The sequence below is a fragment of the Arthrobacter sp. Br18 genome, assembly GCF_000520555.1.
Taxonomy (GTDB): Bacteria; Actinomycetota; Actinomycetes; order Actinomycetales; family Micrococcaceae; genus Arthrobacter_D.
Map to the genome: position 1 here is coordinate 125,768 of NZ_KI914885.1, position 21,245 is coordinate 147,012.

23 protein-coding genes and 3 pseudogenes are annotated in these 21,245 nt (G+C 66.8%); 7 read left to right on the top strand and 19 right to left on the bottom strand.

Annotated elements, in window-relative coordinates; all coding sequences use genetic code 11:
• Positions 1 to 144: pseudogene (locus Y704_RS25360) on the top strand (carboxylate--amine ligase); the annotation flags it as partial.
• A gap of 25 nt (positions 145 to 169) precedes the next feature.
• On the opposite strand, the gene Y704_RS0114605 reads toward Y704_RS25360, so the two are convergent.
• The 4 genes from Y704_RS0114605 to Y704_RS0114620 all read right to left on the bottom strand — a co-directional run bounded on the left by Y704_RS0114605 (position 170) and on the right by Y704_RS0114620 (position 4,440).
• On the bottom strand, positions 170 to 400 hold the full coding sequence (locus Y704_RS0114605) for a hypothetical protein (protein WP_026550663.1): 231 nt from the start codon (positions 398 to 400) through the stop codon (positions 170 to 172).
• Positions 401 to 528: 128 nt separating this feature from the next.
• Entirely contained in the window at positions 529 to 1,692 is a 1,164-nt protein-coding gene (locus tag Y704_RS0114610) for a mannitol-1-phosphate 5-dehydrogenase (protein ID WP_026550664.1), read from the bottom strand.
• Complete coding sequence (locus Y704_RS0114615) at positions 1,692 to 3,644, bottom strand: PTS mannitol transporter subunit IICBA (RefSeq protein WP_026550665.1); 1,953 nt, start codon at positions 3,642 to 3,644, stop codon at positions 1,692 to 1,694. Before Y704_RS0114615 ends, Y704_RS0114610 begins: the two co-directional genes overlap by 1 nt.
• 67 nt (positions 3,645 to 3,711) lie before the next feature.
• Positions 3,712 to 4,440, bottom strand: a complete 729-nt coding sequence (locus tag Y704_RS0114620; protein WP_026550666.1) for a TetR/AcrR family transcriptional regulator — start codon at positions 4,438 to 4,440, stop codon at positions 3,712 to 3,714.
• Between the two features lie 136 nt (positions 4,441 to 4,576).
• Here Y704_RS0114620 and ptsP point away from each other — a divergent pair, with 136 nt between their 5' ends.
• Positions 4,577 to 6,262, top strand: a complete 1,686-nt coding sequence (ptsP, locus tag Y704_RS0114625; protein ID WP_026550667.1) for a phosphoenolpyruvate--protein phosphotransferase — start codon at positions 4,577 to 4,579, stop codon at positions 6,260 to 6,262.
• A gap of 85 nt (positions 6,263 to 6,347) precedes the next feature.
• Here the strand turns inward: ptsP and tsaD are convergent, their stop codons facing one another.
• From tsaD to Y704_RS0114665, 8 genes and pseudogenes are all read right to left on the bottom strand, one after another.
• Positions 6,348 to 7,436, bottom strand: coding sequence for a tRNA (adenosine(37)-N6)-threonylcarbamoyltransferase complex transferase subunit TsaD (tsaD, locus tag Y704_RS0114630; protein WP_026550668.1), 1,089 nt, complete (start codon positions 7,434 to 7,436; stop codon positions 6,348 to 6,350).
• Positions 7,437 to 7,609: 173 nt separating this feature from the next.
• Positions 7,610 to 8,050: pseudogene (gene rimI / locus Y704_RS21625) on the bottom strand (ribosomal protein S18-alanine N-acetyltransferase); the annotation flags it as partial.
• A complete protein-coding gene (tsaB, locus tag Y704_RS0114640; RefSeq protein ID WP_026550669.1) occupies positions 8,047 to 8,712 on the bottom strand; it encodes a tRNA (adenosine(37)-N6)-threonylcarbamoyltransferase complex dimerization subunit type 1 TsaB in 666 nt (221 codons plus the stop codon). The pseudogene rimI and the gene tsaB, both read right to left, overlap by 4 nt.
• 9 nt (positions 8,713 to 8,721) lie before the next feature.
• Positions 8,722 to 9,297, bottom strand: a complete 576-nt coding sequence (tsaE, locus tag Y704_RS0114645) for a tRNA (adenosine(37)-N6)-threonylcarbamoyltransferase complex ATPase subunit type 1 TsaE (protein ID WP_026550670.1) — start codon at positions 9,295 to 9,297, stop codon at positions 8,722 to 8,724.
• Positions 9,290 to 10,453: an alanine racemase gene (gene alr, locus Y704_RS0114650; RefSeq protein WP_026550671.1), complete on the bottom strand. Its 1,164-nt coding sequence runs from the start codon at positions 10,451 to 10,453 to the stop codon at positions 9,290 to 9,292. The genes tsaE and alr overlap by 8 nt, the downstream gene beginning before the upstream one ends.
• Before the next feature lie 47 nt (positions 10,454 to 10,500).
• Entirely contained in the window at positions 10,501 to 10,851 is a 351-nt protein-coding gene (locus tag Y704_RS0114655) for a cupin domain-containing protein (RefSeq protein ID WP_026550672.1), read from the bottom strand.
• A 140-nt stretch (positions 10,852 to 10,991) separates the two neighbouring features.
• Positions 10,992 to 11,345: a glycosyltransferase gene (locus Y704_RS24115; RefSeq protein ID WP_155850382.1), complete on the bottom strand. Its 354-nt coding sequence runs from the start codon at positions 11,343 to 11,345 to the stop codon at positions 10,992 to 10,994.
• Complete coding sequence (locus tag Y704_RS0114665) at positions 11,308 to 12,393, bottom strand: PfkB family carbohydrate kinase (protein WP_026550673.1); 1,086 nt, start codon at positions 12,391 to 12,393, stop codon at positions 11,308 to 11,310. Before Y704_RS0114665 ends, Y704_RS24115 begins: the two co-directional genes overlap by 38 nt.
• A gap of 65 nt (positions 12,394 to 12,458) precedes the next feature.
• On the opposite strand from Y704_RS0114665, the gene Y704_RS0114670 reads away from it, so the two are divergent.
• Entirely contained in the window at positions 12,459 to 13,835 is a 1,377-nt protein-coding gene (locus Y704_RS0114670; protein ID WP_026550674.1) for a family 4 glycosyl hydrolase, read from the top strand.
• Here the strand turns inward: Y704_RS0114670 and Y704_RS0114675 are convergent.
• The 3 genes and pseudogenes from Y704_RS0114675 to Y704_RS23560 form a co-directional block, all read right to left on the bottom strand.
• Positions 13,812 to 14,255, bottom strand: coding sequence for a DUF7793 family protein (locus Y704_RS0114675; protein ID WP_026550675.1), 444 nt, complete (start codon positions 14,253 to 14,255; stop codon positions 13,812 to 13,814). The genes Y704_RS0114670 and Y704_RS0114675 overlap by 24 nt on opposite strands.
• On the bottom strand, positions 14,252 to 14,626 hold the full coding sequence (locus Y704_RS21630; protein WP_162149418.1) for a DUF7793 family protein: 375 nt from the start codon (positions 14,624 to 14,626) through the stop codon (positions 14,252 to 14,254). The genes Y704_RS0114675 and Y704_RS21630 overlap by 4 nt, the downstream gene beginning before the upstream one ends.
• 197 nt (positions 14,627 to 14,823) lie before the next feature.
• A pseudogene (locus Y704_RS23560) lies at positions 14,824 to 15,066 on the bottom strand (Hsp20/alpha crystallin family protein); the annotation flags it as partial.
• A 311-nt stretch (positions 15,067 to 15,377) separates the two neighbouring features.
• Here Y704_RS23560 and Y704_RS0114690 point away from each other — a divergent pair.
• The 4 genes from Y704_RS0114690 (at position 15,378) to Y704_RS0114705 (ending at position 18,122) form a co-directional block, all read left to right on the top strand.
• The gene (locus Y704_RS0114690; RefSeq protein WP_026550677.1) at positions 15,378 to 16,013 is read left to right on the top strand and encodes an AmiS/UreI family transporter; all 636 of its coding nucleotides are present in this window, start codon (positions 15,378 to 15,380) and stop codon (positions 16,011 to 16,013) included.
• Positions 16,014 to 16,045: 32 nt separating this feature from the next.
• Positions 16,046 to 16,336 carry an FmdB family zinc ribbon protein gene (locus tag Y704_RS23565; RefSeq protein ID WP_081747682.1) on the top strand — a complete coding sequence of 97 codons (291 nt, stop codon included), beginning with the start codon at positions 16,046 to 16,048 and terminating at the stop codon, positions 16,334 to 16,336.
• A 36-nt stretch (positions 16,337 to 16,372) separates the two neighbouring features.
• On the top strand, positions 16,373 to 17,629 hold the full coding sequence (fmdA, locus tag Y704_RS0114700; protein ID WP_026550678.1) for a formamidase: 1,257 nt from the start codon (positions 16,373 to 16,375) through the stop codon (positions 17,627 to 17,629).
• 67 nt (positions 17,630 to 17,696) lie between these two features.
• The gene (locus Y704_RS0114705) at positions 17,697 to 18,122 is read left to right on the top strand and encodes a DUF1801 domain-containing protein (RefSeq protein ID WP_026550679.1); all 426 of its coding nucleotides are present in this window, start codon (positions 17,697 to 17,699) and stop codon (positions 18,120 to 18,122) included.
• A gap of 18 nt (positions 18,123 to 18,140) precedes the next feature.
• On the opposite strand, the gene Y704_RS0114710 is transcribed toward Y704_RS0114705, so the two are convergent.
• From Y704_RS0114710 to Y704_RS0114725, 4 genes are all read right to left on the bottom strand, one after another.
• On the bottom strand, positions 18,141 to 18,641 hold the full coding sequence (locus tag Y704_RS0114710; RefSeq protein WP_173401143.1) for a GNAT family N-acetyltransferase: 501 nt from the start codon (positions 18,639 to 18,641) through the stop codon (positions 18,141 to 18,143).
• Complete coding sequence (mgrA, locus tag Y704_RS0114715) at positions 18,641 to 19,687, bottom strand: L-glyceraldehyde 3-phosphate reductase (protein ID WP_026550681.1); 1,047 nt, start codon at positions 19,685 to 19,687, stop codon at positions 18,641 to 18,643. Before mgrA ends, Y704_RS0114710 begins: the two co-directional genes overlap by 1 nt.
• A gap of 47 nt (positions 19,688 to 19,734) precedes the next feature.
• Positions 19,735 to 20,835, bottom strand: a complete 1,101-nt coding sequence (locus Y704_RS0114720; RefSeq protein ID WP_026550682.1) for an alanine racemase — start codon at positions 20,833 to 20,835, stop codon at positions 19,735 to 19,737.
• Positions 20,819 to 21,245: aldolase/citrate lyase family protein (locus Y704_RS0114725; protein WP_035772901.1), on the bottom strand; the 427-nt coding region annotated here is incomplete at its 5' end. The genes Y704_RS0114720 and Y704_RS0114725, both read right to left, overlap by 17 nt.

The window sequence follows — 21,245 nt, forward strand, 5'->3', positions numbered from 1 at the left end:
CTGGGCTGCAGCTCGGAGCTCGCGGACGTCGAGATCATCCTCACGCGCGGCGCCGGGTACCAGCGCCAGCGGCGGGTGGCGAAGGAGAACGACGGCGACCTGCGCGTCGTCGTCCTCGACATGGTGCAGCAGCTCCGGCCCTGAACGCCCCGGCCTACAGGACCGGAGCCTAGCGCCCGCGCAGCTGATCGCCGGACGGGTGGTCCGAGGGCGAGTCCTCGAGGTTGAGATGCCCTGCGACCGTTTCGATGGTCGGCGTATCATCCGGCACGGCCTGATTGGCCAGGTAGTCCATCTGGTCCGCCTGCGTCAGGGAGTCATCCTGCTGGATCGCCTGGACGTCGGAGCTGTCGGGAGAGCTGTCCTCGCCGGCTGGATTGCTGTTCGTAGCGCTCGTCATTCATCGAGCGTACGCCGCGGTCCAGCGCACTGGCCAGAGCCATGATGGCCCGGACCTACGCCGGCGCGGCACCGGCGCGGTACCGCCGGCCCTGCGCCCTGCGCCCTGCGCCCTGCCCGGACCTACGCCTACGCCGACGGCGGGCCGGAACCCGCCTGCGCGGACTGCACCAGCTCGAGGACGTGCTGATACAGCGGATGCCCGGGCTCGAGGCCACTGATCGACGCCGTTGCCTCCTCGGCGTTTGCGCTCCGGAGAACCCCGGGAAGCGCGTCGGCCTCCGGATCAGCAGGATCCCGGAACGTGAGCGCTGCCCGCATGGCAGACAGCAGACCCGTCGGCACAATTCCGCGCTCGATGAGCTCAGCGGCCGGCCCCACGAACCGTTCGCGGCGTCCGAGCTTGCGAAGCGGTGACCTGCCGACCCTGAGCACGGTATCCGGCAGGTGAGGGTTCGAGAACCGGTGCAGAATTTTCTGCACGTAGGCTTCCTGCTCGTCCTCGTCGAACCCGTGTTTGGCCACCAGCAGCTGCTTCGTCTCGTCAAGAACGGCACGGACCTTCTGTGCCACCTCCCGGTCCGCCATCGCCTCGGAAATCTTCTCCCACCCAGCCGCGTACCCGAAGTAGGCGCAGGAGGCATGGCCCGTGTTCACGGTGAAGAGCTTGCGCTCGATGTAGGGCGTCAGGTCGTCAACATAGGTGGCGCCGGGAATGTCCGGCTCCGCACCGGCAAACGGCGTCCGGTCGATGACCCACTCGAAGAAGGTCTCCACGGTGACGTCGAGGCCCTGGCCGGGCGCCTGGTTCGGCACGATGCGGTCCACCGCGGTGTTCGCGAAGATCGCGCGCTGCGCAAGTTCCCCGTCGGCGCCGGAATACACGGCGACAACCTCGTTCCGCAGAAGATCCGTCGCGTTGATGGCATTCTCGCAGGCCATCACCTGCAGCGGGGCCTGGGTGTCGGACCGCCCGGCGATTCCCGCGGCAATCACGGGAGCCAGGAACTTCAGCACCTGGGGCCCCACCGCGGTGGTCACCATGTCAGCCGAAGCGATCTCGCCGACCACCGACGCTTCCTGGCTTCGTGAGTTCAGTGCGCGGTAGTTGTCCACAGTTCGAACTGTGGGCACCTCCCCGACCTCGTGCACGTCATAGCTCGGCGTCGAAGCAAGCTGGTCGATCAGGGCGTCGGCAACGTCGGCAAAGACCACCTCATAGCCGGCTTCGTGAAGGAGCAGCCCCACGAAGCCGCGGCCAATGTTTCCTGCACCGAAGTGGACGGCCTTCACTAGGCGTTCACCTTCCCGAAGAGCGCCAGCACTTCATCGACGGTGGTCGCGTTCTCCAGCCGTGACACCTGTTCCTTGTCGGAGAAGACGCGCGCAATCGCCGAGAGGATGGACAGATGCTCGTTGTTGAGGCCCGCCACGCCGACCACGAACCGAACCTGCTTGCCGTTCCAGTCGATACCCTCGGGGTAGCGGATGATCGACACCGCCGAACGCTTGATGAGGTCCTTCGCGTCATTGGTGCCATGCGGAATCGCCAGGAAATTACCCATGTACGTGGCGACGGACCGCTCGCGCTCGTGCATTGCGTCGATGTAGCTGACGTCGACGGCGTCGCGGTCCACGAGGAGCTGTCCGGCCTCGTTGATGGCCTCCTCCCGGGTGGTCGCTTTTCCGCTGAGGATCACACTGCGCGCGGCGAGGACCTCCGGTTCCGTGCCGTCAGCCGCTACATCGGCGTCGGCGGCAACAGCAACGGGCTGCGGATTCTTGGGGTCGGTGCCGTGTTCAGCCGCAGCGCTGGCCCGGACGAGTTCAACCACCTCGTCGTAGCGCGGGCTGCCCATGAAGTTGTCGACGGCGACGTGCGTTGCGCTGGCCGTCAGTGGTTCGGCCCGGGCTGCGAGATCCTGGTGCGTGATGACGACGTCGTACTCGTCCTTGAGGTTCGCGATGGCAAGGTTGGTGACCTTCACCTCCGGAAAGCCCGCGGCCTTGATCTTGTTCCGGAGCACCGAGGCCCCCATTGCGGACGACCCCATTCCGGCGTCGCAGGCGAAGACGATGTTGCGGATCGGGCCGTCGTGCGAGGAGGAGGCCGATCCGGCCAGTCCGCCTGCCACCGAGCTCTTGCGGCCCTTGAGGCCTTCCATCTTGGTGGTTGCGGCTGTCAGGGAGTCGCCGTCGTCGGGGTTCTTCGTGGTCTTCAGGATCACCGATCCGATGAGGAATGACACCACGGCAGCCATCAGCACCGACAAGGTGATGCCGACGAAGCTGTCGGATGCGGTAGCGGCGTACACGGCGATGATGCTGCCGGGAGCCGCCGGCGAGCGCAGGCCCGCTCCGGTGAGGACCAGGGTGAAGATGCCGGCCATGCCGCCGCCGATCACGGCGAGGACCATCAGTGGCTTCATGAGCACGTAGGGGAAGTAGATCTCGTGGATGCCGCCGAGGAACTGGATGATGATGGCACCCGGGGCGGAAGCTTTCGCTACACCGCGCCCGAATATTGCGTAGGCGAGGAGGAGCCCGAGACCGGGACCGGGGTTCGCCTCCAGGAGGAAGAGAAGGGACTTTCCCGTCTCGGTGGCCTGCTCGGTGGCAAGCGGTGTCAGGACGCCGTAGTTGATGGCGTTGTTCAGGAACAGAATCTTGGCGGGCTCGATCAGGAGGCTGGTGAAGGGCAGCAGACCGGTGCTCACGAGGAAATCCACCCCGCGCCCGGCTGCCTCACTGAACAGGGTGACCAGAGGGCCCACCGCAAGAAGAGCGAAGATCGCCATGATGCCGCTGAAGATACCGGCAGAGAAATTGTTCACGAGCATTTCGAAGCCGGGACGGATCTTGCCGTCCCAGAGGCCGTCGATCTTCTTCATGAGGTAGGCAGTGAGCGGACCCATGAGCATGGCACCGATGAACATCGGAATGTCCGTGCCCACGATCACGCCCATGGTTGCCGTTGCTCCGACAACGCCGCCGCGGACGTCGTAGACCATCTTCCCGCCGGTGTAGCCGATCAGCAGCGGAAGCAGGAACATGATGATGGGCCCGACAAGCGCGCCGATGGTTTCGTTGGGGAAATAACCGGCCGGGATGAACAGGGCCGTGATCAACCCCCAGGCGATGAACGCGCCGATGTTCGGCATGATCATCGCCGAGAGGAATGAGCCGAACTTCTGAACGCGGACGCGCGCACTGGGGCGGGGCGTCACTGCTGTTTGTGTTGCCACATGCTTTCCTAACCGATACCCCTGCAGCATTGCAGGGTGGCATGGATGTTTAAGTGAAACTGGTGGATCAGGTGCCGGTCCTTGACGAGATGCGCTGCAGCCATTCGAGGAACAGCTTGAGTTCGGAGCTGGAGAGTTGATCGGGATGGGAGGACTGCAGGGCGGCGTTGAGCGCGATCGCCGCCACCACCACCGAGGGACTGCCCTCGGTATCGGTCACCGGATCGGTGGCCGAATCGGTGGCGACGGCGGAGATGACGGCCTCCCGCGTCATCGCCGAGAGGTCGAGGTTCCGCTTGGCTGCCGGCTCGGCGATCAGCATGAGCGTGACACCGATGTTCGCGGCGAGCATGCTGCGCGCTGCTTCATGCGGGGACACCAGCAGCCGTGAGGCAGCCGCCGCCTTGTCGAGCACCTCCTCGAGGAACGCCTCGGCACTGGCGACCATGGAGGGGCGGCGCTCCGGGCGGATATTCCCGAACATCACGAGGTAGAGGTGCGGGTGGTCGAGACCGAACTGCACGTGGTTGTCCCAGTGCCTGCGGAGGTCCTCCACGGGCTGGCCCGACGACGCAAGGTTCCGCTCGCCCTCGAGGTACTCGCTGAAGCCCTCGGCGACGACCGCGTCGAAAAGGCCCTCCTTGTCGCCGAAGTGGTGGTAAAGGGTGGGGGCGGTGACGCGGGCGAGCTGGGTCACCTGCCGGGTGGACACCGGCGCCCCGTTGGACTCCGCGAGCAGCGAGGCAGCAGCCCTCAGGAGCCTCGTCTTCGGCGCCGTGTCGCCAGCGGATTTCATGCCTGCTACCGTAGCATCTATAACGGCGATATATGAAGTTCATCACAAAACTTTCTCAGCCGGACCCTGCGCAATCCGCTTCACCCTGCAGAATGGTGGAGACGACAAGCACCAGATGAGGAAACGAGGACGTTCAATGCAGAATTTCTCAGGGGTGGGTGTATGTCCCGGCCGCGTGATAGGAACCGTTCGGCACATGCCGGCGTCGATCAGCGAACCACCGGCAGGTGAGCGCCTCGCAAACCCTGAGGGGGCGGAGGAGGCCATCGAAGTGCTCCGCACGGCGTCGAAGTCGGTGCAGGAGGAACTGAAGGCCCGTGCCGCCGTGGCCAAGGGAGACGGCAAGGCAGTCCTGCAGGCCACTGCGCTCATGGCTGCTGACCCGATGCTCCTCAAAGCCGCCGGCAAGCTCATCCGGGGTGGATCCTCCCCCGAGCGGGCCGTGTGGGACGCCGGCGCGTCCGTGGCCGAGATGCTGCACAACCTCGGCGGCTACATGGCCGAGCGGATGGCCGATGTCCTCGATGTCCGCGCACGCATCGTGGCCGAACTGCGCGGACTGCCGGCCCCGGGCATTCCGGCGTCGGACACCCCCTTCATCCTCGTGGCGGAGGACCTCGCGCCCGCCGACACAGCGACCCTCGACCCCGACCTGGTGCTGGCTCTCGTCACCTCCGGCGGCGGACCCCAATCCCATACCGCGATCATCGCGCGGTCCCTCGGCCTTCCCGCTGTGGTGGCAGCAAACGGCGTCGGAGAGCTCGAGAGCGGCAGCACTGTCTTTGTGGACGGCGCCGCGGGATTGATCACGCTGGATCCGGGCGAAGACGAAGCGGCGGCCGCGGAGGCCTATGCCGCTGCCACATCGGCCCTGGCGGTCTTCGACGGCACGGGAGTGACGGCCGACGGGCACGAGGTGCCGCTCCTCGCGAACGTCGGCGGAGCGAAGGATGCCCGAGCCGCAGCCGACGCCGGGGCCCAGGGCGTAGGCCTCCTCCGCACCGAGTTCTGCTTCCTCGAGCGTGACACCGAGCCGACCGGGGAGGAGCAGATCGCCGCCTACAAGGGGGTCTTCGACGCCTTCCCGGGCAAGAAGGTGGTGGTGCGCACCCTCGACGCCGGTGCCGACAAGCCGCTCCCGTTCCTGACCGACTCCACCGAGCCCAATCCCGCGCTCGGAGTGCGGGGCTACCGCACCGATCTCACCTCCCCCGGGGTTCTCGAGCGGCAGCTCACCGCCATTGCCGACGCCGCGGGGCAGTCCTCGGCGGACGTGTGGGTGATGGCGCCGATGATCGCGACCGCCGAGGAGGCAGCCGCCTTCGCCGCAATGTGCGCCGCCGCCGGGCTGCGGACGCCGGGAGTGATGGTCGAGGTGCCCTCGGCGGCGCTGACCGCAGAGGCGATCCTGGCCGAGGTGGAATTCGCGAGCCTCGGCACCAACGACCTCACCCAGTACACGATGGCGGCCGACCGCCAGCTGGGATCCCTCGCAGCGCTCAACAACTCCTGGCAGCCGGCCCTGCTGCGGCTCGTCCAGCTGACCGTGGAAGGCTCTGCGGCGGAAGGCTCCAACAAGCCCGTCGGGGTATGCGGTGAGGCTGCCGCGGACCCGGCCCTCGCCGTCGTACTGGTGGGCCTCGGCGTATCGACGCTCTCGATGACATCCCGCGCACTCGCGGGGGTCGGTGCGGTGCTGGGCAGCGTCAGCCTCGAGGACGCCCGGAAGCTCGCGGCGATTGCCGTCGCCTCGCCCACCGCAGGGGAAGCTCGGGCCCGGGTGAGGGCTGAGCTGCCGGTGCTGGAGACTTTGGGGCTGTAGCCGGTTCCAGCGGCGTTCGAACGGCGGTCCCTTCACGCGGAGGGCGTCGTCGATCGGCGGCGGCTGCTCCAGACGGAGGGCGTCGTCAATCGGCGGTGCCGAGGACGATCCTCGTGACCGGCAGTGAGGAATCGGTGGCGAATCCGATGCCGCTCGGAGCGCCGCCGGCCCGGATGATCTGCGCGCCGAGGGCCGCGACCATGGCGCCGTTGTCGGTACACAGCGACGGCGAGGGCACGGTGAGGTCGATGCCCGCCGCCGCGCAGCGTTCGGCCGCGAGCTCGCGCAGGCGTGCGTTCGCTGCGACTCCCCCGCCCAGCAGCAGATGCGTGATGCCGTTCTCGGTGCAGGCCAGTACGGCCTTGGCGGTGATGACGTCCACGACTGCCTCCTGGAACGACGCTGCGATGTCGGCCACTGGGGCCGGCTGTCCGGCGGCTTCGAAGTGTTCGATGCTGCGCGCCACCGCGGTCTTCAGTCCGCTGAACGACCAGTCGTAGCGGTGCGGACCGGGCTGCTCCGCGGAGCCCATGTACTTGGGCTGGGTGAGCCCGCGGGGATAGCGGATGGCCGTGGGGTTTCCCTCCTTCGCCAGCCTGTCGATCGCGGGGCCGCCCGGGTAGCCGAGGCCCAGGATGCGGGCGGTCTTGTCGTAGGCCTCGCCCGCGGCGTCGTCGATGGTTGAACCCAGCAGCTCGACGTCGGTGGCGATGCTGCCGACCCGCAGGATCTCGGTGTGCCCCCCGGAGACCAGGAGCGCGCCGAGGCGAGGAGGCAACCCGTGCGGAAACGTGTCTCCCAGCATCCCGACGCCCACGTGCGCCACGAGGTGGTTGATGGCGAACAGCGGCTTCCCGGTGGCCACGGCGAGCGCCTTCGCCGCGGAGACGCCTACCATGAGGGCGCCCGAGAGCCCCGGTCCGGCGGTCACGGCGATGGCGTCGATGTCCTCGAGGGTGACGCCGGCGTCGTCGAGGGCCTGGCGGAGCGTCGGCACGAAGGCGTCGAGGTGCGCCCGGGACGCGATCTCAGGAATCACACCGCCGAAACGGACGTGCTCCTGCATGGAGGAGGACACCGTGTTGGCGAGCAGCCGGGTGCCGGCCACCAGCCCGACACCAGTCTCGTCGCAGGAGGATTCGATGCCGAGCACCAGGGGGTCGGTGCGGTTCATCGGCTGTCCTTTGCGGCCCCGGAAGGGCGCTGGTCGACGGCGGGCGGGCCTGCGGGAGTGCGGTCGGGGTCGGGCCGGCCCGCAGGAGTGCACTCGGGGTCAGACGGACCCGCGGAAGTGCGTTCGGGATCAGACGGACCCGCAGGGGCGGTTGCGCTGTCGGGTGCCGGCGCAAGCGCAAGGCGCATGACCCAGGCGTCAACGCCGTCGCGGTAGTACCTCCGCCGCGTGTGGATGCGTTCGAAGCCGTAACGGGTGTAGAGGCGCTGTGCGCGGGGGTTGTCGGCGCGCACCTCCAGCATCACGGTGTCCGCGCCGCGCCGGGTTGCCTCGGCAAGGAGTTCAGTGAGCATTGCGCGGCCGATCCCCCGACCCTCGAACGCCGGCAGCACGCCGATGGTCTGGATGTCCGCGGTGGTGTCGATGCACATGAGGCCTGCGTAGGCGACCATCGTGCCGTCCATCTCGGCCACGATGTAGCGGCGGGTGTCGGGCTGGAAGAACTCGTCATAGAACATCTGGAGCGGCCAGGCGTCGACGGGGAAAAGCTCGTTCTCAAGCCGCCCGACGGTTTGAATGTCCTCGAACGCGAGGTCGCGCAGGGTGAAGCTCACAGTGTTGCCCGCTTCCGCGGTCCGGGAACTTTCGCGTCGGATTCCCGCAGGTACAGCGGCGTGGTGTCACGGAGGGGCAGACCCTGCACGAGGGCCTGCCGTGCGACGAGACCAATGGACGCGGCGTCGGGGTTGGCGGCCTCGAACCCCCGCGCCGCCGCCAGCATCTCGGGATAGAGTCCGGCTCCGCGCCCGTACACCGGCAGGTCCGGCACGTTGGCCGCGGTCCCCACGTGCGGGCCGTCCAGCAGGGAGGGAAGATCATTGCCTCTCCGCGCATACCGGGCCCAGTACACCTCGGAGCGCCGGGCGTCGGTGGCCACCACGAACTCGGAGCCCTCGGGGCCGTCAGCCCGGGCATCATAGGCAATCGCATCGAGGCTCATCACGCCGTGCAGCGGCACATCCCACACGAACGCAAGGGTGCGCGCAGCCACCAGGCCGGCCCGGAGCCCGGTAAAGGGTCCCGGGCCCACCCCGGCCACGACGGCGTCGAGATCCCGGCCCGCCAGCCCTGCCGCGGCAAGGAGTGACTGCACCGCGGGAGCCAGCACCTCGGCGTGCGCCCGGGTGTCGGTGCTCGAAAAGCGCTGCGCGACCACGCCGTCGTCCAGAAGGGCGGCACTGGCCGCAGCGGAGGTGTCGAGGGCAAGGATGAGCACCAGTACAGCCTAATCGAGCAGCAACGACGCCGGCGGCCCGGCCGACCAGCGGGGTCCATACGCGGTGACCCGAACCTGCCGGAGCTCGTCGGCATCGTCGTCGAAAACCATGGGCGGGTCCGGAGCGGAGCCGTGTGCTTCCGGCGCGGAGCCACCGGCCTGCGGCGCGGCTTCGCCGCCCAACGGTCGGACAAAATGGACCTCCAGCCGGCTTGTGCTGAGGTGCTCAACGCGGCCTGCACCCCACTCGATGACGGTGACGCTGGTGTCCAGGGTCGCTTCGAGATCGAGGTCGTCGATGTCGGCCGCGGAATCCAGCCGGTAGGCATCCACATGTACCAGACCCGGACCGTCACCGAGGTTCGGGTGTTGGCGCACGAGGACGAACGTGGGGGAAATGATGCCCTCCCGGACACCGAGGCCCCGGCCGAGGCCCTGCGTAAAGGTGGTCTTGCCGGCGCCGAGCTCCCCCGACAACACGAGTAGATCCCCCGCCTGGAGAACGGCGGCGAGCCGCGAGGCCAGCTCCTTCAGCTCCTCCGCTGAACGAACCTGGCGCCCCCATTTCCATACCGGGCTAGTCATCGTCTGCTGCTTCGTGGAGATAGATCCGGGGCACCCGGCTGCTGATCCTCGTCACCACCTCGTAGTTGATCGAGTGTGAGGCCGCCGCCCAGGCCTCGGCGGACGGCGCCCCGTTTCCGCCGAAGAGAACCGCGCGGTGTCCCAGCGGACTCTGGTCCGTGTCGGCCAGACCGGCGACACCGAAGTCGATGACCAGCTGGTCCATCGCGATCCGTCCCACCACCGGGTAACAACGGTCGTCCACCATCACCGGCGCCCCGGTGGCGATCCGCGGAACGCCGTCGCCGTAACCCACCGGGATCAGGCCGAGCGTGGTCCGCTCCGCCGTCCGATACGCGAACCCGTAGGACACCCCCTGGCCGGCAGGAACCTCCTTGCAGCCGGCCACCGACGCCGTCAGGGTCATGGCCGGGCGCAGGCCGAGGGCGTCGGAGGTCTGGTCCGTGAACGGAGACAGCCCGTAGATGCCGAGGCCCACCCTCACCAGATCGAAGTGGCAGTCCGGCCGGGACAGCGTTGCAGGAGTGTTTGCCAGGTGGCGGACCTCCACCTCCACGCCCAATTCCGCCGCGACGGCCACCGCGTCCCGGAAGCGCTGCACCTGGTCATCGGTTTCGGGTCGCTCGGGTTCATCTGCAACGGCGAGGTGCGAGAAGATTCCCACCACCCTGAGGAGGCCCGCCTCCTGGTACTCGACGGCTTTGCGGAGCAGCGCTTCCCACTGTTCGGGCGGGCAGCCGTTCCGTCCAAGACCGGTATCGATCTTCAGGTGGATCCGCGCAGGGCGCTCGAGGGCCCGCGCGGCTGCGACCACGTGCTCCAGTTCCCAGCCGGACACCCCGAGATCCACCGAGTTCTCGATGCCGGCGGCGAAGTCGGACGCGGGGGTGTGGAGCCAGGCCAGCAGCGGTGCGTCGATTTCGGCGTCCCGAAGCGCCACGGCTTCCGAGATGTGCGCAACCCCCAGCCATGCGGCTCCCGCTTCGAGGGCGGCCCGAGCCACCGGCACGGCGCCGTGTCCGTATGCATCGGCCTTCACGACGGCCATCACCTTTGCGGGGCTCGCTATCCGGGCGATGTGGCGGACGTTCGACCGCACGGCGTCGAGGTCGATTTCCGCACGGCGGTCGGCCGGTCCCGGGCTTGAAGAACTCACTGGCCCATTCTGCCATTGCTGCCCGGAAGTTCTTCGGCGACCGTCCGCTAGGACTCAGCGGGTCCCAGACGGTTCTCCCGGTGGCCGGGCGGAACCGGCGCCGGTTCCTTGAGTTCCACAAAGAACGCGTGGGTGTCTGTTTCTCCGATGTTCTCTCCGGAATGCTCCTGGGCCGGCACCCACCGTGCCGCTCCGGACGGCAGCTCCACCTCGGCGTCCTTTCCGGTCGAAGAGAGGCGCCGGCGGAAGGTGCTGGCCGTAATCATCACACTGTCGGGGTGGCTGTGTTCGGTGGTCACGTGCCCGGGGGTGTCCGTGTACTCGAGCACCCGCACCCGATCGTTCTCGAATGCCAGCCGGTAATTTCCCGGGTTCGTCTCAAGAGGATCCTTTGTCATGAGCGGACTCTACGCCGACGAAACCGCCGGAACCAGGGATCCGGCGTCTCGCAGGTCCGGGCGATTCGGGAGCGTGAATTGGCGCCCCCTATCCTCTGCGCGCCTCCAGGGCAGGGGGCACCCCGAATCGTTCGAGCGGCCTATTGCTGCACCGCCGGATGCAGGTTCTCCAGTTCCTCAAGGAGGATGGAGCGGTCGGCGTCGGCACGGATGAGACCGCAGAGGTGTCCGGCGTTCTCCCGGTATGACGGGTCATCGAGCAGTGTGCGCACCCTGTCGGCGATTCTGGCCGGAGAAGCTGTGCGTTTGAGGACCAGCGAGCTTCCGCGAAGCCTGGCCCGCCGCGCGTTGTCCCGTTGATCCCGGCCCTCGGGCATGCAGAGGCAGGGTACGCCGGCCGCGAGGGCCTTGATCAGGGTGCCATGTCCGGCATGCGTGAAATATCCGTGGTGCCGCCTACGCGTCCGAATGCCGGGCGATCGTCGCCGACGCACGCCGCACGGCCTCCAGCGGTACGTCCGACACTAGGTCCTCAAGGAAGGCGTACCGCCGCAGCCACTGCTTGCGGACGCCGTCGCGCTCGGCACTCATGCGGTGCCACCAGTCGGCGATGTCCCCCCAGCCGGGCGCGGCGAGCGAACCTCCAACATGCTGGACGGAGAGGGAGGCGCACAGGTTGGCGAAGCTCAACCGGTCGGCGAGCGGCAGTCCCAGAAGGTCGGCCGTCACGAAGGCAGCGCTGAAGCAGTCCCCGGCGCCCGTGGGGTCGTACGCGGCGACCGGAAGTGCCGGCACCCACTCCTCCTCCCCCGTCAGGGAGTCGATAGCCATGGCGCCGTGCTGCCCCACCGTCACCACCGCCACGGGTACCCGGTCCGCGAGCGCGTACAGCGCAGCCCAGGGATCCTCGGTCCGCGTGTAGGCCATCGCCTCGGCGCCGTTGGGCATGAACGCGTGGAAGTACTCCAGCGATCGCAGGGTTTCCGGAGCCCACGCCCCCGCAGCATCCCAGCCCACATCGCCGAAGAGCCTGGTTCCATTCGCGCTCGCGGCACGCGCCCACGGCTCGACTTCCAGCTCGACCCCGACGACGGCGGCCCGGCACGGCGGTGGATCACCGATCAGCGCGGAGGTGGACAGCGGCGACGGATGGCCATGGGTCACCATGGAGCGGTCGCGGTGCACCGACAACGAGACGGTGACGGGTGAGTGCCATTCCTCAAAAACCCGGGAGCGTGAGAGGTCGACATGCTCCTGGTCCTGAAGGATGTTCCAGTTGGACTGCCCGTAGCCGTCGTCGCCGAACGCGGCAGCGAGCGTCGTCCGGAGCCCCAGCCTGCTCGCCGCGATGGCCTGGTTGGCGATCCCTCCCGGGCCTGAGCCCATGCCGTCGGTCCACACCTCGGTGCCGGGCGACGGCAGCTGCTCGAGCCCGGTGAAGATGATGTCGAAGAACACCTGGCCGGCGAGCAGGAGATCGAAGTGTGGCTCCCCGTCGGACCGCTGGCCGGCCAGGGGGTCGAAGCGGTGCTGATGAACCATGTACGGCACAATACTCGTAGGTGCGCCGTCGACCGCCGGCCTGCTGGAAAGGGAGCTGAAAGCCGATGAGACTGGTGATCGTAGGCGGCGGCGGGTTCCGCGTCCCACTGGTGTACCGGGCACTGTCCCAGGGGAGCTTCGCCGGCCTGATCGATGTCCTGGTCCTCGTCGATGCCGATCCCGCGCGGGCGGAAGCCATCCGCCGGGTCCTCGAGGACATGCCGCTTCCCCGAGGCTTCGTGCCCGAGCCCGACGCTCATGCCGAGCGCCGCCCTGCAGTGATCGTCGAACCGGACCTGCGCACAGCGCTGGCGGGGGCCGACGTCGTTTTCGCCGCAATCCGCAGCGGGGGGCTGGAAGGCAGGATCCTTGACGAGCGGGTTGCGCTGGGTGCGGGTTTGCTGGGGCAGGAAACCGTCGGCGCGGGTGGTATCTCCTATGCGCTGCGCTCCATACCCGACATGATGCGCCTGGCGCTCCTGTTGCAGGAACACGCGCCGACCGCGTGGCTCATCAACTTCACCAATCCTGCCGGGATGGTCACCGAGGCGCTGCGCACTGTCCTCGGCGGGCGCGTGATCGGAATCTGCGATTCCGCGTCGGGCCTCGTCACGAGGGCATCCGTCGCCGCCGGGGTTCCGCTGGCTCCCGGGTCCCTTGCCGGCGTCGACTATGTGGGTCTGAATCATCTGGGGTGGCTGCGGGGGCTGATGCACGACGGCGAGGACCGGCTTCCCGCGCTGCTGCGGGATCCCGCCCGGCTGCTGTCCTTCGAGGAGGGCCGGGTATTCGGCCCTGAGCTGCCCCGCCTGCTCGGTGCCGTGCCCAATGAGTACCTCTTCTACTACTACCACCACCGTGAGGCATTGCGGGCGGTGTCCTCCGCCGCTCAGACCCGGGGCGAGATTCTTGAGAGCCAGCAGCGCGGACTGTATCCGAGCCTGCTCACCGCGGACCGACCCTTCCAGGTATGGGAAGGTGCGCGGCTGGCCCGGGAATCGGGCTACCTTGTGGAGGCACGGCCCCCGGACGGGCAGCGGGAGACGAGCGACCTCGCCGGGGGCGGCTACGAGCGGGTGGCGCTTTCGGTGATGCACGCACTGCTGACGGACACTCCTGCGGAACTGATTCTGAATGTCCGCAACGGCACGACTTTTGCGGGATTGCCGGAGGATGCCGTCGTCGAGGTTCCGGCGCGGGTGTCCGGCAGCGGGACAGTTCCGCTGCCCGCAGCACCCCTGACCCTTTTCCAGCTCGGCCTGATGTCCTCCGTCAAGGCCTCGGAGCAGTCGACTGTGCAGGCGGCTCTGCGCGGCGACAGGGAATCCGCCCTGCGGGCCCTCACCATCCATCCGCTCATCGATTCGGCTCACGCAGCAGCCCGTGTCCTCGTCGCTTACGAGACAGCGTTCCCCGGGCTAGGGAGCTTCTGGCGGGGCTGAGGGCCCCGGTGACACGGACGGCTCCACGAAGCCCTTCCGGTCGGGGTGACGGTTACCCAGCAACCAATCCTCGGCCGGCTCTTCGGAGTCGAAGTAGCCAGTGGGATACGGGGGACGATGCACTTCCACGAAGAATTCGACGAGCATCCGGTCCACCGCTGAATGCCCCACCAGCGCCATCGCCGAGATATTCAGGTCCAGGGCGAATGCGCTCAGGGACCCACGGCTGAGGGAGATCATTCCGTTGAGGTTGATGAGCATCGGCCCGCAGACCAGGGGCGAGATTTCCTCCAGCCGGTCGATCAGGTGCTGCGCGTCATCATCGGTGATGGTGATGCCCGGTTCCCAGTCGACGCGGATGAGGTCATTGTCCTCGCGTACCGCGAAGAACCTTCCGGAACCATGCCGCGGGTAGCTCATGAATCGGTTCCTCCGGAGTTCAGTCCGTCGAGCCAGCTCAGCGCCTCGGACTCCGACGTGAAGAATCTGGTCGGATGACCCGCGTTTCCCGAGGGGGCAGCGAGGACCCGATCCATCGGGCCGTGGCCGACCATTGCCGCCGCGAGAACGTCATGGCAGGCATTGAAGACCTCCCGCGCCTCAGTACTGATGGAAACGAGCATGGTGAGGTCCACCAGCAGAACGTAGGGCCTCCCGCCGGCCAACACAGTACTCATTTCCACCACGGACCGGGCATCCTCGACTCCCACCTGGGCGGCGGGTTCCCAGCCCAGGCGGAGGGCATTCCCTCCGGTACTGCTGATCCACGCTTTTCCATTGGCAGCTGACACACGGCCCATTCGACTCTCCCCCGGTCACGATGTCCTGTAGCGAAATCCTAGATGAAGGGGCGTCAGGACACGCGAGGACACGGTCTGCGGAACAAACCCACGGCTGTTCTCTCCACCAGAAAGCACCGGGCCCAACCATCGGTTGGGTCCGGTGCTGTTCAGCGCTGTCCTGCTCGACGGCCTCGAGGCCCGGCGTCCTACTGCTCCACGGCCTGCTGGGTGCCGCCTGTGTCCACGCCCTGGTCCACGACGTCGGAATCGCGGCTGGTCGTCACGGCGATCTTGCGGGACTTCGCCTTCTCGATCACGGGAATGTTGACGCTCAGGACACCATTCTCGTAGTGCGCCGAGATGTTCTCCGTGTCAATTCCCTGACCCAGGTTCAGTTGACGCAGGAACGAACCGCTGTCGCGCTCCCGGGTCAGCCACTGGACACCTTCGGTCCGCTTCCAAGGAAGCGGTGCTGGGTTCGATTATCGGGGGTTGAGCGTCCTCCGCTCAACCCAGCATTAAATTAGCACTCTCATGGGGAGAGTGCCAGTATCTGCTATCTTTTTGCGTTCCGTGAGCACCCTGTGTGAGTCCGGCCGGAGTATTGACACCCATGGATGGCAAAACTAGGCTGTCAGCGAGTTCGGTATGGATTCCCCAGCGGAACCGTTCCCATTCGCACGATGTCGCCATCCAGATGGACATCGGAATGGCGCATTCTCATCATTCGATACACCCGTGATCTCGCGATGGAGCGACCATGGCCAGTGTTGGATTACTGTACGTCGGTGCCGTGCTTTTCATCAATGGACTGATGCTCCTCGGGGTGATACCCGGGAAGTCCGCGGCAATTCTCAACTTCTTCGTGGGAACGATGCAGGTCGTCTTCCCCACCATCATCCTTATCCAGTCCAATAACGAGCTGCCGATTATTTTCGGTGCCGCGGGCCTTTATCTCTTCGGATTCACCTACCTCTATGTGGGAGTACTTCAGATCACCGGGATCAGCGGGGAAGGCCTCGGCTGGTTCTCGATATTCGTGGCGGCGTGCGCGCTCGTGATCGGCATCCTTCAATTCACCCTCGTCGGAGATCCGGTGTTCGGGGTGATTTGGCTGATCTGGGCTGTCCTCTGGTTCCTGTTCTTCCTTGTGCTGGCTCTCGGGAAGGTGTCGCTGACCCTCGCGACCGGTTGGTTCACGGTCTTCATCAGCCACCTCACGGGCACGATCCCCGCATTCCTCCTGCTCATCGACAGGTACGAAACCAATGCCGGCTATGCCCTGGTGGTTGCCGCTCTTGGGGCCGCCGCCCTGGTTGGAGCCTTCTTCCTGTCCCGCAAGGGGTTCCCGCACCTCAGATCCCTGGCGGAAACCAAGGCCGAGTCGATTGCCTAGGTCGCTCGATTCCCGGGGAAGAAAGGAATTCCATGCCGATCTACGAATATCGCTGTGCCCGGTGTTCGACGTTTGAAGTTCACCATCCGATGGGAGCGGCCCCCGACGTTGAATCGTGCCCTGTGTGCAGGACGCCATCGAAGCGGAGAATCAGTGCTCCGAACATCTCCCATGCCGGATCGGCCGCAGTCAAGCTGATCGACGCGACGGCACTGAGTGCTTCCGAGCCGCAGGTGGTCACGTCGCGATTGCCATCCAGCGGCCGGAAGAAAAGCCAGCCCTATACCCGGAATCCGCTGCACCGGAAACTGCCGCGGCCCTGATCCCATCGTGCACGGTGAACGTTTAGAGGAGACGAAATGCCTGAGCTACTTTTCCCACTGGATTCCACGAAGAAGTTCGAAGACCAGGAAAAGATCGGCCACAACAGGTGGCACCCCGAAATACCGCCTGTCGCCACGGTGAAGGCCGGTGACTCCTTCCGGGTCCACTGCAGGGAGTGGTTCGACGGTGCAATCGTCAACGACGACTCTGCTGACGATATCCTCAACGCACCCCTCCTGACGGTGCACAAGCTCAGTGGGCCCTTCGCCGTCGAGGGCGCCAGGCCCGGAGACCTGCTGGTTGTGGATATCCTCGACGTCGGTCCGATCCCCCAGGAGGATTCGGGCCCTCTGGCCGGTCAGGGATGGGGCTACACGGGAATCTTCGCGAAGAACAACGGCGGCGGCTTCCTGACCGACCAGTTCCCTGATGCGTACAAGGCGATCTGGGACTTCACCGGCCAGATGGCATCCTCCCGCCACGTACCGGGAATCTCGTTCCCCGGTCTGATCCATCCCGGCCTGATGGGGACGGCGCCGTCGGCCGCGCTGCTGGCACGATGGAACAAGCGTGAAGGCGACCTGATCGCCACCAATCCCAGCAGGGTTCCACCACTGGCACTGCCACCTGAAGCCGGACACGCCGTGCTGGGGAGCCTGCCCGGTGCTGACTTCGACAGGGTCGCCGGCGAAGCGGCGCGTACCGCACCCCCACGCGAGAATGGCGGCAACCAGGACATCAAGAATCTGTCCAAGGGAACGAGGATCTTCTACCCCGTCTTCGTCGATGGAGCCAACCTCTCCCTGGGCGACCTCCACTTCTCGCAGGGCGACGGTGAGATCACCTTCTGCGGAGCTATCGAAATGGGAGGATTCATCGACCTGAGAGTCGACATCATCAAAGGCGGCATGGAGACCTACGGCGTGAGCGAGAATGCAATCTTCCTGCCGGGCAACGTGGACCCCCAGTTCAGCGAGTGGATCGCGTTCTCCGGCACCTCGGTCACGCTGGACGGTGAACAGCGTTACCTCGACTCCCACCTGTCCTACCAGCGCGCCTGCCTCCACGCCATCGACTACCTGACCAAGTTCGGTTACAGCCCGGAGCAGGCGTACCTGCTTCTGGGAGCGGTGCCGATCGAAGGAAGGCTCTCCGGCGTCGTGGACATTCCCAACTCCTGCTCCACGGTGTACATTCCTACCGCCATCTTCGATTTCGACGTGCGACCGTCAGCCTCCGGACCTCATCAGATCGATCCCGGCATCGGCGCCCCCCGATCCGCCAACCGGTAGGAGCGACCACCTGGAATTGCGACAGGGCCCGTCATGGGGCGGGCCCTCCCGCGAAAGAGGGCACACTGTGGCAGAGAACAAGACCCAACCGGGCAACGCTGATCCGGTTGCCTTCCTCGACGGTGTTCCCAACGAGCGACGCCGCCAGGACGGGCTTGCGGTGCTGGACATGATGAAGTCCATCACCAAGCTCGACCCTGTCATGTGGGGACCGTCGATGATCGGTTTCGGGCAGTACCACTACAAGTACGCTTCCGGCAGGGAGGGCGACGCACTCGCCGTCGGATTCTCGCCCAGAAGCAGCGCCCTCGCCCTCTACGGACTGACGATCGCGCCCGGCTCGGAGGACCTCCTCGCCCGACTCGGCAAGCACCGGAAAGGTGCCGCCTGCCTCTACATCAACTCGCTCTCAGACGTGGACACCGAAGTGCTCGGGGAACTGATCCGGTTGGGCCACGCCCACATGACAACAGGGAACTTCACCACCGGCTGACACACCCCTTAACCGCGGCTACAGCCTCCGGAACATGATGTGGAGGCCGGTCGGTCCCTGGACAGGGTGCCGGAACGCACCTGGAACGGTGCCGATCACCTCGAATTCCAGCGAGCGCCACAGCGCCACCGCACGTTCATTGGTCTGGACGACCGCGTTGAACTGCATGGATTCGTAGCCCTGCCCGCGCGCCTCGGTCATCACGTGGTCGGCGAGATGCCGCGCGATACCCTTACCGCCGGCGTCGCCCGCCACCAGAAACGAGGCGTTGGCGACGTGGTTGCCGTTGCCGCCACGGTTCGCGTGCAGTTGCACAGTACCCACGACAACGCCGTCGTCGACTGCCACGTAGACGCACAGCGTTGTGTCGAGAGGTGCCTCGGGGAGCCACTCGCTGCGCGCCGCCTTCTGATCCATACCGGGGTCCCAGCAGTAGGTTTCCCCGGCGCGGACCACCGGCTCCATGATGCGCCAGATGGCGGCCCAGTCGCCGGGGACCGCCGTCCGGACGCTGCGCATCAGGCCTTCAGCGCTCGCGCCCACAGGTTGATCTCCGATTCGACGGCGAACTCGTCGATCGCTTTCAGCTCCTCGGCCGTGAACTCCAGGTTCCCGACCGCCGCGAGACTGTTCTCCAACTGCGGAACACTCGATGCGCCGATGAGCGCCGAGGTGATCGGCGCGCCCTTGGCCTGTGGCCGCAGGATCCAGGCGATGGCCATCTGTGCCAGGGTCTGGCCGCGCTCGCCCGCGATCTCGTTGAGCCCGCGCACGCGCCGGAGGTTGTCCTCGGACAGGTGATTCTCGGACAGCGACTTGTCCGCGGCGGCGCGGGAATCGGCGGGGACGCCGTCGAGGTAACGGTCGGTGAGGAGTCCCTGGGCCAGCGGCGAGAACGCGATCGACCCGGCGCCTACCTTCTCGAGTGCCTGCGGCAGGTTCGGCTCGCCGTTCTCGACCCACCGGTTGAGCATCGAGTAGGACGGCTGGTGGATCAGCAGCGGCGTGCCCAGGTCACGGAGGATGCGCGCGGCCTCGAGGGTCCTCTCGGGTGGGTAGGACGAGATGCCGGCGTAGAGTGCCCGCCCCGAGCGGACGGCGGTGTCCAGTGCGCCCATCGTTTCCTCGAGCGGTGTTTCGGGGTCGGGCCGGTGGCTGTAGAAGATGTCCACATAGTCGAGGCCCATGCGGTTCAGCGACTGGTCAAGGCTTGCCAGGAGGTATTTGCGTGAGCCGAAGTTGCCGTAGGGCCCGGGCCACATGTCGTAACCGGCCTTGCTCGAGATGATGAGTTCATCCCGGAACGGGCGGAAGTCGTCGGCGAAGTGGCGCCCGAAGTTCGTCTCGGCGCTGCCGTAGGGCGGTCCGTAGTTGTTGGCGAGGTCGAAGTGCGTGACGCCGAGGTCGAAGGCGCGGCGCAGGATGGCGCGCTGGGTCTCGAAGGGCTTGTCATCACCGAAGTTGTGCCACAGTCCGAGCGACACGGCGGGCAGCTGCAGCCCGCTCCTGCCGACACGGCGGTACTTCATCGTCTCGTAACGGTCTTCTGCGGGGTGGTAGGTCATTCCCTCATTCTATTCGGGGTCGTTGCGCTCCTGCCTTGTGTGACGGCTCAGCTGTTCCGTCCCCGCGCAGCGACCTCCCACTCGTCCTCCACCGAACCGTTCCGCACCACGCTCACCCGGTCTGCCAGGTTCATGGTGAGGCACACGTGGTTGGGGATGACGCGGAGCCGGGAGCCGTAGGCTGGCAGGGCGGCGCCGTCGGGCCATTCGATGGTGGCGTGATGTTCGGAGAGCGCGACGATGCGGGCCTCGGGCTCGTCAGGGAGCCGGCCGTAGCCCGTGGCCCACGCGGCACGGTCGCTCCCCAGGATCTTGCTGCCGGAATCGACGACGACGCGTCTGCCCCTGCCGCGGACTGGGCCCGACCGGCTCACGACCGTCGCGGCGATCGTCAGCGCGATGTCCTTCAACGCACAGCGTTGCAGCTCGTACTGCTGCGCGTCGCCGAGAACGTACACGCCCGGGCGCAGCTCGGTGGCCATGCTTCCGCCGCCCAGGAGTGATGTGGGTGTGGAGCCACCGCTCAGTTCCTGGACATCGAAACCGTCGGCAAGGAGGCGCGACGATGCTTCAGCGAGCGCGCCGTCCTCGTCCTGCAGTGCCTGTTCCGGCATGCCGGGTGCGTAGCTGTGACCGGGGAATGTGAAGATTCCCGCGACGGCCAGGCCGGCGTCCGCGGCGGCGCGGGCGATGTTCACGGCGTTGTCGGGCATTGTGCCGCTGCGGTGGTGACCGCTGTCCACCTCGATGAGCACGCTGATATCCAGGACTCCAGTGCCGAGATTCCTGCCCATCTCGACAACAGCGTCCACTGAATCGACGCCGACGCGCACGGCGGCTGTCTCGCTGAGGAGGCGCAGGCGGCGGGCTTTGCGTGCGTCGACCCACAGCGGATAGGCAATGAAGAGATCCGTAACTCCGCCTGCCGCGAAGGTCTCGGCTTCACCGATCGTGGCCACGGTCAGGCCGGCCGCACCCGCAGCCAGCTGCCGGGCACCGATCTCCAGGGTTTTGTGGGTCTTGGCGTGGGGGCGCAGCTTCACGCCCCGGGTCTGCATGGCTGAGGCCATGCGGGCGATGTTCCGGTCGAGTACATCGACGTCGACCATCACCGCCGGCGTGTCGAGCTCGTCAGGAATCATGAGGATCCGGCAGGGCGGCACGCGCGGCAGCGCTTCCCATTCGGAGGACGCCGCCGTCGGTGGTCAGGGCGATCCACTCGAAGCCCTGCCTTTGGAGCGCCTTCGCGCGGTCGGGTGAGCCTGCGTAGGCGCCCGCGATGATTCCTGCCCTCCGGCAGGCGCGCACCACCGTGGGCAGCGGTGCGTGCTCCGCCCGGTCGGCGAGGAGGTCATCGACGTCGAGCCCCAGTGCGAGTGACAGATCGAAGGGACCCACGAACACCATGCTGAGGCCCGGCGTTCCTACGATCCCGTCGAGGTTCTCGATGGCGAGCTCTGTCTCCACCATCACCGCGCAGAAGGGCTCGGGCATTGCCGACGCACTGCCTACGGGGTGTCCGGGCAGCGGGCCCCAGCTGCGCCTGCCCCGCGGCGGG

Bases quoted from the DNA above. Each gene is read 5' to 3' on its own strand.
- Y704_RS0114665 (WP_026550673.1), bottom strand. From the start codon at position 12,393: ATGGTTCATCAGCACCGCTTCGACCCCCTGGCCGGCCAGCGGTCCGAC.
- Y704_RS23565 (WP_081747682.1), top strand. From the start codon at position 16,046: ATGCCGATCTACGAATATCGCTGTGCCCGGTGTTCGACGTTTGAAGTT.
- Y704_RS0114655 (WP_026550672.1), bottom strand. From the start codon at position 10,851: ATGACAAAGGATCCTCTTGAGACGAACCCGGGAAATTACCGGCTGGCA.
- Y704_RS0114670 (WP_026550674.1), top strand. From the start codon at position 12,459: ATGAGACTGGTGATCGTAGGCGGCGGCGGGTTCCGCGTCCCACTGGTG.
- Y704_RS0114620 (WP_026550666.1), bottom strand. From the start codon at position 4,440: ATGAAATCCGCTGGCGACACGGCGCCGAAGACGAGGCTCCTGAGGGCT.
- tsaD (WP_026550668.1), bottom strand. From the start codon at position 7,436: ATGAACCGCACCGACCCCCTGGTGCTCGGCATCGAATCCTCCTGCGAC.
- Y704_RS0114690 (WP_026550677.1), top strand. From the start codon at position 15,378: ATGGCCAGTGTTGGATTACTGTACGTCGGTGCCGTGCTTTTCATCAAT.
- Y704_RS0114605 (WP_026550663.1), bottom strand. From the start codon at position 400: ATGACGAGCGCTACGAACAGCAATCCAGCCGGCGAGGACAGCTCTCCC.
- mgrA (WP_026550681.1), bottom strand. From the start codon at position 19,687: ATGACCTACCACCCCGCAGAAGACCGTTACGAGACGATGAAGTACCGC.
- ptsP (WP_026550667.1), top strand. From the start codon at position 4,577: ATGCAGAATTTCTCAGGGGTGGGTGTATGTCCCGGCCGCGTGATAGGA.
- tsaE (WP_026550670.1), bottom strand. From the start codon at position 9,297: ATGACTAGCCCGGTATGGAAATGGGGGCGCCAGGTTCGTTCAGCGGAG.
- Y704_RS0114675 (WP_026550675.1), bottom strand. From the start codon at position 14,255: ATGAGCTACCCGCGGCATGGTTCCGGAAGGTTCTTCGCGGTACGCGAG.
- Y704_RS0114710 (WP_173401143.1), bottom strand. From the start codon at position 18,641: ATGCGCAGCGTCCGGACGGCGGTCCCCGGCGACTGGGCCGCCATCTGG.
- fmdA (WP_026550678.1), top strand. From the start codon at position 16,373: ATGCCTGAGCTACTTTTCCCACTGGATTCCACGAAGAAGTTCGAAGAC.